Consider the following 14,856-nt stretch of genomic DNA (forward strand, 5'->3'; position numbering starts at 1 on the left):
TAATCATGAAAAATCTCTGCAAGCTCTTTCAAATTATGGTAGAATGGAAGCAGTAGAATTAGAAAAGGAAATCGATTATGAAATTTCTTGAATTAAATAAAAAACGTCATGCGACTAAGCAGTTCACTGATAAGCCGGTTGATCCAAAAGATGTGCGTACGGCTATCGAAATTGCAACCTTGGCCCCAAGTGCCCACAACAGCCAGCCTTGGAAATTTGTGGTTGTTCGTGAGAAAAATGCTGAATTGGCAAAGTTGGCTTACGGTTCTAACTTTGAACAGGTATCATCAGCACCTGTAACCATTACCCTCTTTACAGATACGGACTTAGCCAAACGTGCTCGTAAGATTGCCCGAGTTGGTGGTGCTAACAATTTCTCAGAAGAACAACTTCAATACTTCATGAAAAATTTGCCAGCTGAATTTGCGCGCTACAATGAACAACAAGTCAGCGACTACCTAGCCCTCAATGCAGGTTTGGTTGCCATGAACTTGATTCTCGCTCTTACAGACCAAGGAATTGGATCAAATATGATTCTTGGATTTGATAAATCAAAAGTCAACGAAGTTTTGGATATTGAAGACCGTTTCCGCCCAGAACTCTTGATTACGGTAGGTTACACAGACGAGAAATTGGAACCAAGCTACCGCTTGCCAGTAGATGAAATCATCGAGAAAAGATAGAAGGAAGATAATATGACAGCAATTGATTTTACAGCAGAAGTAGAAAAACGTAAAGAAGACCTCTTGGCTGACTTGTTTAGCCTTTTGGAAATCAACTCAGAACGTGATGATAGCAAGGTTGATGCTGAGCATCCATTTGGACCTGGGCCGGTAAAAGCCTTGGAGAAATTCCTTGAAATCGCAGACCGCGATGGCTACCCAACTAAAAATGTTGACAACTACGCAGGACATTTTGAGTTTGGTGATGGAGAAGAAGTTCTCGGAATCTTTGCCCATATGGATGTGGTGCCAGCTGGTAGCGGTTGGGACACAGATCCTTACACACCAACTATCAAAGATGGTCGCCTCTATGCGCGTGGGGCTTCAGATGACAAGGGTCCTACAACAGCTTGTTACTATGGTTTGAAAATCATCAAAGAATTGGGTCTTCCAACTTCTAAGAAAGTTCGTTTCATCGTCGGAACAGATGAAGAATCAGGCTGGGCAGACATGGACTACTACTTCGAGCACGTAGGACTTGCGAAACCAGACTTCGGTTTCTCTCCAGACGCTGAATTCCCAATCATCAACGGTGAAAAAGGAAACATCACAGAATATCTTCATTTTGCAGGTAAAAATACAGGCGCTGCCCATCTTCACAGCTTCACAGGTGGTTTGCGTGAAAACATGGTACCAGAATCAGCAACAGCAGTTATTTCAGGTGATTTGGCTGACTTGCAAGCTAAACTAGATGCCTTTGTTGCAGAACACAAACTTAGAGGAGAACTCCAAGAAGAAGCTGGACAATACAAGGTGACCATCATTGGTAAATCAGCCCACGGTGCTATGCCTGCTTCAGGTGTCAATGGTGCGACTTACCTAGCCCTCTTCCTTAGCCAGTTTGACTTTGCTGGTCCAGCTAAAGACTACCTTGACATCGCTGGTAAAATTCTCTTGAACGACCATGAGGGTGAAAATCTCAAGATTGCTCATGTGGATGAAAAGATGGGTGCTCTTTCTATGAATGCAGGCGTCTTCCGCTTTGATGAAACAAGTGCTGATAATACCATTGCCCTTAATATCCGCTATCCAAAAGGAACAAGTCCAGAACAAATCAAGTCAATTCTTGAAAACTTACCAGTTGCTTCTGTTAGCCTCTCTGAACACGGTCATACTCCTCACTATGTGCCAATGGAAGATCCACTTGTGCAAACCTTGTTGAATGTTTATGAAAAACAAACTGGCCTTAAAGGTCATGAGCAAGTCATCGGTGGTGGAACCTTTGGTCGCTTGCTAGAACGCGGAGTTGCCTACGGTGCCATGTTCCCAGACTCAATTGACACTATGCACCAAGCTAATGAATTTATCGCCTTGGATGATCTCTTCCGAGCAGCAGCAATCTATGCCGAAGCTATTTACGAATTGATCAAATAAAACGATAGAAGTCTGAGATTGTATGCTTAGACTTCTTTTTGGAGGAAAAGTCGATGTCTCAAATCGAAAGAATCAAGCAGGCTATCATGGCGGATCCGCAGAATGCTACCTATACAGAGCGTGGCATTGAGCCTCTCTTTGCAGCGCCAAAGACTGCTCGCATCAATATCATCGGTCAGGCACCTGGACTTAAAACGCAGGAGGCAGGCCTTTACTGGAAAGATAAAAGTGGTGACCGCTTGCGGGACTGGCTAGGTGTGGATGAAGATACCTTTTACAATTCAGGATATTTTGCTGTTTTGCCTATGGATTTCTACTTTCCAGGACATGGCAAGTCAGGTGATTTACCACCTCGTACAGGTTTTGCTGAAAAATGGCATCCTCAGCTCTTGCAAGAATTGCCAGATATTCAATTGACCCTCTTGATTGGGCAATATGCCCAGGCCTACTATTTAAAGGAGAAAATCAGTGGCAAGGTGACAGAACGGGTAAAACACTACCAGAACTACTTGCCAACCTATTTTCCACTAGTTCACCCCTCGCCACGAAATCAAATCTGGATGGCCAAAAATCCTTGGTTTGAGGCAGAAGTAGTGCCAGACTTGAAAAAAAGAATTGAAACCATTTTATAGTCAATGAAAATCAAAGAGCAAACTAGGAAGCTAGCCGCAGGCTGCTCAAAGTACAGCTTTGAGGTTGTGGATGGAACTGACGAAGTCAGCTCAAAACACAGTTTTGAGGTTGTGGATAGAACTGACGAAGTCAGTAACTATACCTACGGTAAGGCGACGCTGACGTGGTTGGAAGAGATTTTCGAAGAGTATTAGGAGAAAAAGAATGAAAGAAATTACCTTTGACGCATTTTACCAGCTTTACCAAAACGGTCAACTTTCTCTAGTGGACGTGAGAGAAGTGGATGAGTTTGAAGCTCTCCATTTAGAAGGTGCTCAGAATCTTCCTCTGAGTCAATTAGCTGATAGCTATGATCAGTTGGACAAGGACCAGTTGCATTATGTCATTTGTAAAGCTGGAATGAGATCAGCGCGTGCTTGCCAATTTTTAGCTGAACAAGGCTATGAGGTTATCAATGTTCAAGGTGGTATGACTGCCTTTGAAGAACTCTAGACGTAAGAATTTCTCCTACTTGGTGTGGTCTGGGTAGGAGAGTTTTATTTTTAGATAATTCATACTTTTTAGAATTTTAAAAACATTTAACATTTTGCCTCGTGTTGCTTTTTTCAGACTCCCAATCATGGTATACTAGGTCAGTATTTTATAAATATGAAGGAGATTTTCATGGCTAAAAAAGGTGCCCTAACAGGTTTGCTCCTGTTTGGAATATTTTTTGGTGCGGGAAACTTGATTTTTCCGCCTTCTCTAGGTGCTCTATCTGGAGAACATTTTCTTCCTGCCATCGCAGGTTTTGTATTTTCAGGTGTCGGTATCGCCGTCTTGACCCTTATTATTGGAACGCTAAATCCTAAAGGATACATTCATGAGATTTCGACAAAGATAGCGCCTTGGTTTGCGACTCTGTATCTTGTAGTTCTCTATTTGTCAATTGGTCCATTTTTTGCTATCCCACGTACTGCTACAACGGCTTACGAAGTAGGGATTAGCCCCCTTTTGTCGGATGCAAATAAAGGTCTAGGCTTGATTGTCTTTACCCTTCTTTACTTTGCAGCAGCGTATCTAATCTCGCTCAATCCATCAAAAATCTTAGACCGTATCGGTCGTATTTTAACACCAGTCTTTGCGATTTTGATTGTTATCTTGGTTGTCCTAGGAGCTATCAAATACGGTGGCACAAGTCCTCAAGCTGCTTCAGCTGCTTATCAAGCTTCTGCTTTTGGTACAGGTTTCCTCGAAGGCTACAATACCTTGGACGCCCTTGCTTCCGTTGCCTTTAGCGTAATCGCAGTTCAAACCTTGAAACAACTTGGATTTTCAAGTAAAAAAGAATATATTTCAACTATTTGGGTTGTTGGTATTGTTGTTGCCCTTGCTTTCAGCGCCCTTTACATCGGTTTAGGTTTCCTTGGAAATCATTTCCCAGTACCAGCTGAAGCGATGAAGGGTGGAACACCAGGTGTTTACATCTTGTCACAAGCCACTCAAGAAATCTTTGGCTCAACAGCTCAACTCTTCCTTGCAGCTATGGTTACCGTAACCTGCTTCACAACAACAGTTGGTTTGATTGTGTCTACAGCAGAGTTCTTTAATGAACGTTTCCCACAAATCAGCTACAAGGTTTATGCGACAGCCTTTACCTTGATTGGATTTGCTATTGCTAATTTGGGCCTTGGTGCGATTATCAAGTATTCAATCCCTGTACTGGTTATCTTGTACCCAATCACGATTGCCATTGTTATGATTGTCATTGTCAACAAATTTGTGGCTCTTTCAAAACCAGGTATGCAGTTGACAATTGCAGTCGTTACAGCTATTGCTATTGCAAGCGTACTAGGAAGCTCATTTAAGGTTGAGTTCCTTGCAAATCTTGTCAACGCTCTTCCTTTGGCTAAGGCATCTCTCCCATGGTTGGTGCCAGCTATTGTCGGAATCTTGCTCTCATTGGTTCTACCAAACAAGCAAGAAAGTGATGTTTTTGAAATGGAATAATCACTAATACTCTTCGAAAATCTCTTCAAACCGCGTCAACGTCGCCTTGTCGTATGTGTAGGATACTGACTATGTCAGTTCCATCTACAACCTCAAAACAGTGTTTTGAGCAACCTGCGGCTAGTTTCCTAGTTTGCTCTTTGATTTTCATTGAGTATAAAATCACTTTTGTGGCCAAGTCTACAGGAGTGATTTTCTTTTTTTATCCGATGATAAATGTGTTATAATAGGCATTAAAAGAGGTGAAGAAATGAATCAAACAGTAGCATATATCAAAGAACTAACAGCCATTGCATCGCCAACCGGCTTCACTCGTGAGATTTCAGACTATTTAGTCAAGACTCTAGAAGGTTTTGGCTACCAGCCGGTTCGCACAGCCAAGGGCGGTGTCAATGTAACCATCAAAGGTCAAAATGATGAGCAACACCGCTATGTGACTGCCCATGTGGATACGCTGGGTGCTATTGTCCGTGCTGTCAAATCAGACGGTCGTCTGAAACTGGATCGTATCGGTGGTTTTCCTTGGAATATGATTGAGGGAGAAAACTGTACTGTTCATGTGGCTAGCACAGGTCAAAAGGTATCGGGAACCATCCTTATCCACCAAACTTCTTGCCATGTCTATAAGGATGCAGGAACTGCAGAACGTACGCAAGACAATATGGAAGTGCGTTTGGATGCAAAAGTGACCAATGAAAAAGAAACTCGTTCTCTTGGTATTGAGGTTGGTGATTTTATCAGCTTTGACCCACGAACTGTCGTGACAGAGACAGGTTTTATCAAGTCTCGTCATTTGGATGATAAGGTCAGTGCAGCAATTTTGCTCAATCTCCTTCGTATTTATAAAGAAGAGAAGATTGAATTGCCCGTAACAACCCATTTTGCTTTTTCAGTCTTTGAAGAAGTAGGTCACGGTGCCAACTCTAATATCCCTGCTCAGGTAGTAGAATATCTGGCTGTGGATATGGGGGCTATGGGCGATGACCAGCAAACAGATGAGTACACAGTATCTATCTGTGTCAAGGATGCCTCAGGGCCTTATCACTATGACTTCCGTCAACATTTGGTCGCCTTGGCGAAAGAGCAAGATATTCCATTTAAGTTGGATATCTATCCATTTTATGGTTCGGACGCTTCAGCAGCCATGTCTGCAGGGGCAGAGGTTAAACATGCCCTTCTTGGTGCGGGTATCGAGTCTAGCCATTCTTATGAGCGTACCCATATTGACTCGGTGGTCGCAACGGAACGTATGGTTGATGCTTATCTTAAGAGTGAGTTGGTGGACTAATATGTGCCTTATATGTCAGAGAATTGAGCTCATCAAGAAGGGAGAAAATCCCTATTTTGTCAAAGAGTTGGAAACAGGCTATCTTGTCATTGGAGATCACCAGTATTTTGCAGGATATAGTCTTTTTCTAGCCAAAGAACATGTTACCGAATTGCACCATTTAGAAAAGGAAACGAAACTCCGTTTTCTAGAAGAAATGAGTATGGTCCAAGAGGCAGTTGCTAAGGCCTTTGCAGCTGAGAAAATGAATATCGAACTTCTAGGAAATGGCGATGCCCATCTTCATTGGCATCTGTTTCCTAGACGAACAGGTGATATGAACGGCCACGGTCTTAAAGGTCGTGGTCCAGTTTGGTGGGTTCCCTTTGAAGAAATGACCTCAGAAATCTGGAAAGCAAAACCAGATGAGATTAAAAAACTAGTTAAATGTTTATCGTCAGAACTAGATAAACTATTAGAAATAAAGGAGTAGAGATGAAAAAAAGATACCTTGTCTTGACAGCCTTGCTAGCCTTGAGTCTAGCAGCTTGTTCACAAGAAAAAGCAAAAACTGAAGATGGCGCAGCTAAGACAGAACAAACCGCCAAGACTGATGGAACAGTTGGCAGTAAATCTCAAGGAGCTACCCAGAAAAAAGCAGAAGTGGTCAACAAAGGAGACTATTACAGTATCCAAGGAAAATACGATGAAATCATCGTAGCCAATAAACACTATCCATTGTCTAAAGACTATAATCCAGGGGAAAACCCAATAGCCAAGGCAGAGTTGCTCAAACTTATCAAAGCTATGCAAGAGGCAGGTTTCCCAATCAGCGACCATTACAGTGGTTTTAGAAGTTATGAGACTCAGACTAAGCTCTATCAAGATTATGTCAACCAAGATGGGAAGGCGGCAGCTGACCGTTACTCTGCCCGTCCTGGCTATAGCGAACACCAAACAGGTTTGGCTTTTGATGTGATTAGCACAAATGGAGAATTGGTGACAGAAGAAAAAGCAGCTCAATGGCTCTTGGACCACGCTGCTGATTATGGCTTTGTTGTTCGTTATCTCAAAGGTAAGGAAAAAGAAACAGGCTATATGGCTGAAGAATGGCACCTTCGTTATGTTGGAAAAGAAGCCAAAGAAATTGCTGAGACTGGTCTTAGTTTAGAAGAATACTACGGCTTTGAAGGCGGAGATTATGTCGATTAAAAATAAACTTTTCTCTTGCAATTCTAGATAAATAGTGTATAATAGATGAGTATGTGTAAAGCATACTTGTGGGAGGTAAAAATCTTTAATTACCGCCAAAACCACAAAGGAGGATTTAAAAATGGCTAAAAAAGTCGAAAAACTTGTAAAATTGCAAATCCCTGCTGGTAAAGCTACACCAGCTCCACCAGTTGGACCTGCTCTTGGTCAAGCTGGTATCAACATCATGGGATTCACAAAAGAGTTCAACGCTCGTACAGCTGACCAAGCTGGTATGATCATTCCAGTTGTTATCTCAGTTTACGAAGATAAATCATTTACTTTCATCACTAAAACACCACCAGCTGCTGTTCTTTTGAAAAAAGCTGCAGGTGTTGAAAAAGGATCAGGTACACCTAACAAAACTAAAGTTGCTACAGTTACTCGTGCGCAAGTACAAGAAATTGCAGAAACTAAGATGCCAGATTTGAACGCAGCAAACGTAGAGTCTGCAATGCGTATGATCGAAGGTACTGCTCGTTCTATGGGATTCACTGTTGTTGACTAATCAATAACATAGTAGAAAATCTCACAGCAGTCTATGAGTTACTTTTCATACTAGGCAAGTGACTGAGGCTTGTACTTGAGTACAGCAAGGGAGCTTAACGAAGTAGAAAAAGAATCTAATAGACTGAAAACCCGCAAGACTTCATCATTTCGAGAAGTGACGTGGGAGATGAAAATCGATTGAACCACTTACAAGGAGAATAGAAAATGGCTAAAAAAAGCAAACAACTTCGTGCTGCTCTTGAGAAAATCGACAGCACAAAAGCATACAGCGTAGAAGAAGCTGTAGCACTTGCAAAAGAAACTAACTTTGCAAAATTTGACGCAACTGTAGAAGTTGCTTACAACTTGAACATCGACGTTAAAAAAGCTGACCAACAAATCCGTGGAGCAATGGTATTGCCAAACGGTACTGGTAAAACTTCACGCGTTCTTGTTTTCGCACGTGGTGCAAAAGCTGAAGAAGCAAAAGCTGCAGGTGCAGACTTTGTTGGTGAAGATGACCTTGTTGCTAAAATCAACGACGGTTGGTTGGACTTCGACGTAGTTATCGCTACACCTGACATGATGGCTCTTGTTGGACGTCTTGGACGTGTCCTTGGACCACGTAACTTGATGCCAAACCCTAAAACTGGTACTGTAACAATGGATGTTGCTAAAGCAGTTGAAGAGTCTAAAGGTGGTAAAATCACTTACCGTGCTGACCGTGCAGGTAACGTTCAAGCAATCATCGGTAAAGTATCATTTGAAGCTGAAAAATTGGTTGAAAACTTCAAAGCTTTCAACGAAACAATCCAAAAAGCAAAACCAGCTACAGCTAAAGGAACTTACGTAACAAACTTGACTATTACAACTACTCAAGGTGTTGGTATCAAAGTTGACGTAAACTCACTTTAATCAGTAGTTTATAAACAAAGACGAGTACGAGAGTGCTCGTTTTTTTGGATACGACGAGCATGTCGTTCATCTGAGATGCAACTCCTCTTTGAGGACTATCTACTAGTGAACCTATATGAGTAAACTACGTGAGCAATTGAATTTGAACTAGAGAGATGGCTAATAGATTTATGCTATAGTCATGGAAGACTATATGTTTTTGATTCTAGTTTATCAAATAATAGATTAGAATTGTCAGATAATATAATTTTATGTTATAATGAAGAAAAAAACAGAGGTGTTCAAATGTCAGAAGCAGGTCATAAGTTTTTAGCGAAACTAGGGAAAAAACGCTTACGTCCAGGTGGAAAACGTGCCACAGATTGGCTAATTGCGGAAGGAGAATTTTCAAAAGAAAAGAGAATACTAGAGGTTGCGTGTAATAGGGGAACTACAGCAATTGAGTTGGCACAGCGTTTTGGTTGTAAGATAACTGCTGTTGATATGGATGGACAAGCTTTAGAAGTGGCTAAAAAATCTGCTGCAACGGCAGGTGTTGGGCATCTAATCAGATTTGAAAGAGCAAATGCAATGAAACTTCCTTATGAAGATGCTAGTTTTGATATTGTTATAAATGAGGCTATGCTGACTATGCAAGCTGATCAAGCTAAGAAAAAATGTGTAATGGAGTATCTAAGGGTTTTAAAACCTGGAGGTATTCTCTTGACACATGATGTGCTTCTTAAGGAAGCTAAAGAGTCTGTCAGACAGGAATTGTCACAAGCAATTCATGTAAATGTAGGTCCTTTAACCCAAGATGGTTGGGAGCAAGTGATGATAGAATCAGGTTATTGTGATGTGAAAGTATTGACTGGTGAAATGACATTAATGAAATTATCAGGTATGATTTATGACGAAGGTTGGCTAGGAACTTTGAAAATTTGTGTAAATGCTTGTAAAAAGGAGAATAGAAAGCAGTTTTTAACGATGTATAAAATGTTTGCTAAGAATAAAAAGAAATTGGGATTTATTGCGATGGCTAGTCATAAAAGGTCAAATCCTTAGATAATTATTGAAGTTAACTTTTCCTTTTTTCTTTCTTAAAAATATGCTATAATAGAGAGTAAAAAATTTGAAAGAAAGAAAAAGATGAATTTAAAAGATTACATTGCAACAATTGAAAATTATCCAAAGGAAGGCATCACCTTCCGTGATATCAGTCCTTTGATGGCTGATGGAAATGCTTATAGCTACGCTGTTCGTGAAATTGTTCAGTATGCTACTGACAAGAAAATTGACATGGTTGTAGGACCTGAGGCTCGTGGCTTTATCGTGGGTTGTCCTGTTGCTTTTGAGTTGGGAATTGGTTTTGCACCTGTTCGTAAGCCAGGAAAATTGCCGCGCGAAGTTATTTCTGCGGACTATGAAAAAGAGTATGGTGTTGATACCTTGACAATGCACGCAGATGCCATCAAGCCAGGTCAACGTGTTCTTATCGTAGATGACCTCTTGGCAACAGGTGGAACTGTTAAGGCAACTATTGAGATGATTGAAAAACTTGGTGGTGTTGTAGCAGGTTGTGCCTTCCTTGTTGAATTGGATGAATTGAACGGCCGTGAAAAAATCGGTGACTACGACTACAAAGTTTTGATGCATTATTAATGAAAAACAGTCCCTAGGGCTGTTTTCTCTACATTAGGATATAAAAATAGACTATAGCTAGTTAGAGAAAAACTATAATTGAAAACTATATCTTCTTACAGTATAATAAAGGAAACGAGTGTTTGAGTTTTAGTTTCATACTCAATGAAAATCAAAGAGCAAACTAGGAAACTAGCCGCAGGCTGCTCAAAGTACATCTTTGAGGTTGCAGATAAAACTGACGAAGTCAGTAACCATATCTACGGCAAGGCAACGTTGACGCGGTTTGAAGAGATTTTCGAAGAGTTTCAAACACAAGCAATTATTCCTGAAAGAGTACAGTTAGGAGAGGGTTATGCCGATTCGAATTGATAAAAAATTACCAGCTGTTGAGATTTTACGGACAGAGAATATCTTTGTCATGGATGATCAACGTGCGGCCCACCAAGATATCCGTCCCTTGAAGATTTTAATTTTAAATCTTATGCCACAGAAAATGGTGACAGAGACTCAGTTATTGCGCCATTTGGCCAATACACCCCTACAACTGGACATTGATTTTCTCTATATGGAGAGCCATCGTTCTAAAACAACTCGTTCAGAACACATGGAGACCTTCTATAAAACTTTTCCAGAAGTCAAGGATGAGTATTTTGATGGGATGATTATCACAGGGGCTCCAGTTGAGCATTTACCATTTGAGGAAGTGGACTATTGGGAGGAATTCAGTCAGGTTCTTGAGTGGTCTAAGAACCATGTCTATTCGACGCTTCATATCTGTTGGGGTGCTCAGGCGGGGCTTTATCTGCGTTATGGAGTGGAAAAATACCAGATGGACAGTAAGTTATCAGGGATTTATCCTCAGGACACTTTAAAGGAAGGGCACCTTCTCTTTAGAGGCTTTGACGATAGCTACGTATCCCCTCATTCACGGCACACAGAGATTTCTAAGGAAGAGATTCTGAATAAGACCAATCTCGAAATATTGTCCGAAGGGTCGCAGGTTGGGGTTTCGATTTTGGCCAGTCGTGATTTACGAGAAATTTATAGTTTTGGGCATTTGGAATATGACCGTGATACCTTGGCAAAAGAGTATTTTCGAGACCGTGATGCAGGGTTGGATCCTCATATTCCAGAAAATTACTTTAAGGATGATGATGTCAGCCAGACACCTTGTCTTTGTTGGTCTTCATCAGCAGCCCTCTTTTTCAGTAACTGGGTAAACTATGCGGTCTATCAGGAAACCCCTTTTGACTGGAGAAAAATAGAAGATGATGCATCCGCATTTGGGTATTTATAAGAGGAATTATGACATATTTAGACGCTTTTAAATCAGGGAACTTGGTTTTACCGAGTGCCCTGCTCTTGCATTTTAAGGAACTCTTTCCTTCCAGCGATGATTTTCTAGTCTGGCAATTTTTCTATTTGCAAAATACGACAGGCTTGGAAGAAATGTCACCAAGCCAGATTGCTGACAGGATTGGCAAGGAAATTTCAGATGTCAATCAAGCTATTTCCAATCTGACGGAGAGGGGACTCCTTCAGTATCGAACGATCGAATTGAATGGCGAAATTGAATTGCTCTTTGATGCCAGTCTAGCCTTGGAACGTTTGGATGACTTGCTTGGAGCTAGTGCTTCGAGTTCAGACCAGTTGACACCTCAAAACCAGCTTAAGGCTTTGGTAGAAACCTTCCAGCAGGAGTTGGGACGCTTGTTGACGCCTTTTGAGATTGAAGATTTGACTAAGACCCTTAAGGAAGATGGAACCAGTGCTGATTTGATTAAGGAAGCTCTTCGTGAAGCTGTTTTAAATGGAAAAGCAAACTGGAAGTACATTCAGGCAATTTTGAGAAATTGGCGCCATGAAGGTATTAAAAGTGTGGCTCAAATTGAGACCAAGCGGGCAGAGAGAGAAGCAAGCAATCCTCAGTTGACACAGGTATCTGCGGATTTCAGAAATGCTATGGATCTCTGGAAGGATTAATCCATGTCAGCAGGCTTGAAATCCAAGTAAGATTTGCAAGCTGTGTTTAATTGTGATAAAATAAATAGAAAATAAATTGAAAAAAGAGGTATGTGAAATGTCACGTAAACCATTTATCGCTGGTAACTGGAAAATGAACAAAAATCCAGAAGAAGCTAAAGCATTCGTTGAAGCAGTTGCATCAAAACTTCCTTCATCAGACCTTGTTGAAGCAGGTATCGCAGCTCCAGCTCTTGATTTGACAGCTGTTCTTGCTGCTGCTAAAGGTTCAAACCTTAAAGTTGCTGCTCAAAACTGCTACTTTGAAAATGCAGGTGCTTTCACTGGTGAAACTAGCCCACAAGTTTTGAAAGAAATCGGTACTGACTACGTTGTTATCGGTCACTCAGAACGCCGTGACTACTTCCATGAAACTGACGAAGATATTAACAAAAAAGCAAAAGCAATCTTTGCAAACGGTATGCTTCCAATCATCTGTTGTGGTGAGTCACTTGAAACTTACGAAGCTGGTAAAGCTGCTGAGTTTGTAGGTGCTCAAGTATCTGCTGCATTGGCTGGTTTGACTGCTGAACAAGTTGCTGCATCAGTTATCGCTTATGAGCCAATCTGGGCTATCGGTACTGGTAAATCAGCTTCACAAGACGACGCACAAAAAATGTGTAAAGTTGTTCGTGACGTTGTATCTGCTGACTTTGGTCAAGAAGTTGCGGATAAAGTTCGTGTTCAATACGGTGGTTCTGTTAAACCTGAAAACGTTGCTTCATACATGGCTTGTCCAGACGTTGACGGTGCCCTTGTAGGTGGTGCGTCACTTGAAGCAGAAAGCTTCTTGGCTTTGCTTGACTTTGTAAAATAATCAGTAGCAAAAGCTAGGTGGAACAGCATTGAGATGTCTGTTCCATTTTTTATAGGAGAGGAAAGATTGAAAACAAAGATTGGAAAAATTGGATTAGCAAGTATCTTTTTACTAGGCTTGGCAGTTAGTCATGTTGCTGCAAATGAAACTGAAGCTTCAAAAACTTCGCAGGATACAAGGACAGTTTCAAGTAGTTCAGAGCAAAATCAGTCTTCTAATAAAACTCAAACGAGCGAAGGAGTAAAGACCAATGCTTCTGCCCACTGGGATGGGGATTATTATGTAAAGGCTGATGGTTCCAAAGCCAAGAGTGAGTGGATTTTTGATAACTACTATAAGGCTTGGTTTTATATTAAGTCAGACGGACGTTATGCTCAAAACGAGTGGCAGGGCAATTACTACCTGAAATCAGGTGGTTATATGGCCAAAAATGAATGGGTTTATGATAATGCCTATAAGAACTGGTTTTACCTGAAGTCCGATGGTTCTTATGCTAACCAGGAATGGCACTCTGTTGGAGGTAAATGGTACTATTTCAAGAAGTGGGGCTATATGGCTAAAAGCCAATGGCAGGGAAGTTATTTCCTAAATGCTCAAGGTGCCATGATGCAAAATGAATGGCTCTATGATCCAGCCTATTCGTCTTACTTCTATCTCAAGTCTGATGGCTCTTATGCTAATCAAGAGTGGCAAAAGGTAGACGGAAAGTGGTACTATTTCAAGAAGTGGGGTTACATGGCTAAAGATGAGTGGCAGGGTAACTACTATTTGACAGAAAGTGGTGCTATGGCGACTGGTGAATTAGTCATGAATGATGCTCGCTATATTTTTTCTGACTCAGGTGAGTTAAAAGAAAAGAAAGACCTGAATGTTGGCTGGGTTCATCGAAATGATAGACGTTATTTCTTTAACCATCGTGAAGAACAAGTTGGGACTGATCAAGTTAAAAAGGTTATCGATGTTAGCGAGCACAATGGTCGTATCAGTGACTGGAAGAAAGTCATCGATGATAATGGAGTAGATGGTGTTATTGTTCGTTTGGGTTATAGTGGTGTAGAAGATAAAGAACTGGCTTATAATATTCAAGAACTTAATCGTTTGGGTATTCCTTATGGTGTCTATCTTTACACCTATGCAGAAAATGAGACCGATGCTGAGAATGATGCCAATCAGACTATTGAACTCTTGAAAAAATACAAGATGAACCTGTCTTATCCTATCTACTACGATGTTGAGAACTGGGAATATGTAAATAAGACCAAGAGAGCTCCAAGTGATACTGGAACTTGGGTCAAGATTATCAACAAGTATATGACAACAATGAGGCAGGCTGGTTATCAAAATGTGAAAGTTTATAGTTATCGTCAACTCTTGCAAACTCGTTTGAATCATCCAGATATTTTACAACATGTCAACTGGGTTGCAGCCTATACGGATGCGCTTGATTGGAATAATCCTCACTATTCAGGTGAAAAAGGATGGCAATATACTTCATCTGAATACTTAAAAGGAATTCGTGGACGTGTTGATGTCAGCGTTTGGTATTAAGATATAATACTCTTCGAAAATCTCTTCAAACTACGTTAGCTCTATCTGCAACCTCAAAACAGTATTTTGAGCAACCTGTGGCTAGTTTTCTAGTTTGCTCTTTGATTTTCATTGAGTATAAGTTTGAGAAAGGAGTGTGCAAGAAAATTGCATCCTCTTTTTCTTTGCTTTACTGAAGAAAAGGGACATGAAATTGAATCAAAAAA

At 40.9% G+C, this 14,856-nt stretch carries 17 protein-coding genes; all 17 read left to right on the forward strand.

Translation table 11 applies throughout. The features are described from left to right. Positions 1 to 77: 77 nt before the first annotated feature. The 17 genes from RWP09_RS04450 to lytC all read left to right on the forward strand — a co-directional run bounded on the left by RWP09_RS04450 (position 78) and on the right by lytC (position 14,650). Positions 78 to 683, forward strand: a complete 606-nt coding sequence (locus RWP09_RS04450) for a nitroreductase family protein (protein ID WP_314434446.1) — start codon at positions 78 to 80, stop codon at positions 681 to 683. A gap of 12 nt (positions 684 to 695) precedes the next feature. Beyond that, positions 696 to 2,096 (forward strand): dipeptidase PepV, encoded by a 1,401-nt coding sequence (pepV, locus tag RWP09_RS04455; protein WP_314434448.1) that lies wholly within the window; start codon positions 696 to 698, stop codon positions 2,094 to 2,096. 53 nt (positions 2,097 to 2,149) lie between these two features. Continuing rightward, positions 2,150 to 2,728: a uracil-DNA glycosylase family protein gene (locus RWP09_RS04460; protein ID WP_314434451.1), complete on the forward strand. Its 579-nt coding sequence runs from the start codon at positions 2,150 to 2,152 to the stop codon at positions 2,726 to 2,728. Positions 2,729 to 2,731: 3 nt separating this feature from the next. Further along, positions 2,732 to 2,923, forward strand: coding sequence for a hypothetical protein (locus RWP09_RS04465; RefSeq protein ID WP_314434453.1), 192 nt, complete (start codon positions 2,732 to 2,734; stop codon positions 2,921 to 2,923). Positions 2,924 to 2,933: 10 nt separating this feature from the next. Beyond that, positions 2,934 to 3,221 (forward strand): rhodanese-like domain-containing protein, encoded by a 288-nt coding sequence (locus tag RWP09_RS04470; protein ID WP_314434455.1) that lies wholly within the window; start codon positions 2,934 to 2,936, stop codon positions 3,219 to 3,221. 171 nt (positions 3,222 to 3,392) lie between these two features. Beyond that, entirely contained in the window at positions 3,393 to 4,718 is a 1,326-nt protein-coding gene (brnQ, locus tag RWP09_RS04475) for a branched-chain amino acid transport system II carrier protein (protein ID WP_314434457.1), read from the forward strand. A 250-nt stretch (positions 4,719 to 4,968) separates the two neighbouring features. Further along, entirely contained in the window at positions 4,969 to 6,006 is a 1,038-nt protein-coding gene (locus tag RWP09_RS04480) for a M42 family metallopeptidase (RefSeq protein ID WP_314434459.1), read from the forward strand. A gap of 1 nt (position 6,007) precedes the next feature. Continuing rightward, on the forward strand, positions 6,008 to 6,478 hold the full coding sequence (locus tag RWP09_RS04485) for an HIT family protein (protein ID WP_033684119.1): 471 nt from the start codon (positions 6,008 to 6,010) through the stop codon (positions 6,476 to 6,478). A 2-nt stretch (positions 6,479 to 6,480) separates the two neighbouring features. Next, positions 6,481 to 7,197, forward strand: a complete 717-nt coding sequence (gene ldcB, locus RWP09_RS04490) for an LD-carboxypeptidase LdcB/DacB (protein ID WP_033684118.1) — start codon at positions 6,481 to 6,483, stop codon at positions 7,195 to 7,197. A gap of 121 nt (positions 7,198 to 7,318) precedes the next feature. Then, positions 7,319 to 7,744: a 50S ribosomal protein L11 gene (rplK, locus tag RWP09_RS04495; RefSeq protein ID WP_001085807.1), complete on the forward strand. Its 426-nt coding sequence runs from the start codon at positions 7,319 to 7,321 to the stop codon at positions 7,742 to 7,744. 206 nt (positions 7,745 to 7,950) lie between these two features. After that, the gene (gene rplA, locus RWP09_RS04500; protein ID WP_001085675.1) at positions 7,951 to 8,640 is read left to right on the forward strand and encodes a 50S ribosomal protein L1; all 690 of its coding nucleotides are present in this window, start codon (positions 7,951 to 7,953) and stop codon (positions 8,638 to 8,640) included. Positions 8,641 to 8,925: 285 nt separating this feature from the next. After that, complete coding sequence (locus tag RWP09_RS04505; RefSeq protein ID WP_033684117.1) at positions 8,926 to 9,684, forward strand: class I SAM-dependent methyltransferase; 759 nt, start codon at positions 8,926 to 8,928, stop codon at positions 9,682 to 9,684. A gap of 84 nt (positions 9,685 to 9,768) precedes the next feature. Then, the gene (locus tag RWP09_RS04510; protein WP_001049320.1) at positions 9,769 to 10,281 is read left to right on the forward strand and encodes an adenine phosphoribosyltransferase; all 513 of its coding nucleotides are present in this window, start codon (positions 9,769 to 9,771) and stop codon (positions 10,279 to 10,281) included. A gap of 334 nt (positions 10,282 to 10,615) precedes the next feature. Beyond that, a complete protein-coding gene (gene metA / locus RWP09_RS04515; protein WP_033684115.1) occupies positions 10,616 to 11,560 on the forward strand; it encodes a homoserine O-succinyltransferase in 945 nt (314 codons plus the stop codon). 8 nt (positions 11,561 to 11,568) lie between these two features. After that, on the forward strand, positions 11,569 to 12,246 hold the full coding sequence (locus RWP09_RS04520; protein WP_033684114.1) for a DnaD domain-containing protein: 678 nt from the start codon (positions 11,569 to 11,571) through the stop codon (positions 12,244 to 12,246). A gap of 97 nt (positions 12,247 to 12,343) precedes the next feature. Continuing rightward, positions 12,344 to 13,102 (forward strand): triose-phosphate isomerase, encoded by a 759-nt coding sequence (gene tpiA, locus RWP09_RS04525; RefSeq protein ID WP_314434465.1) that lies wholly within the window; start codon positions 12,344 to 12,346, stop codon positions 13,100 to 13,102. A 33-nt stretch (positions 13,103 to 13,135) separates the two neighbouring features. Further along, a complete protein-coding gene (gene lytC / locus RWP09_RS04530; RefSeq protein ID WP_314434467.1) occupies positions 13,136 to 14,650 on the forward strand; it encodes a choline binding-anchored murein hydrolase LytC in 1,515 nt (504 codons plus the stop codon). Positions 14,651 to 14,856: the final 206 nt, after the last annotated feature.

This window comes from uncultured Streptococcus sp. (assembly GCF_963521255.1).
In the GTDB taxonomy this organism is placed as follows: domain Bacteria; phylum Bacillota; class Bacilli; order Lactobacillales; family Streptococcaceae; genus Streptococcus.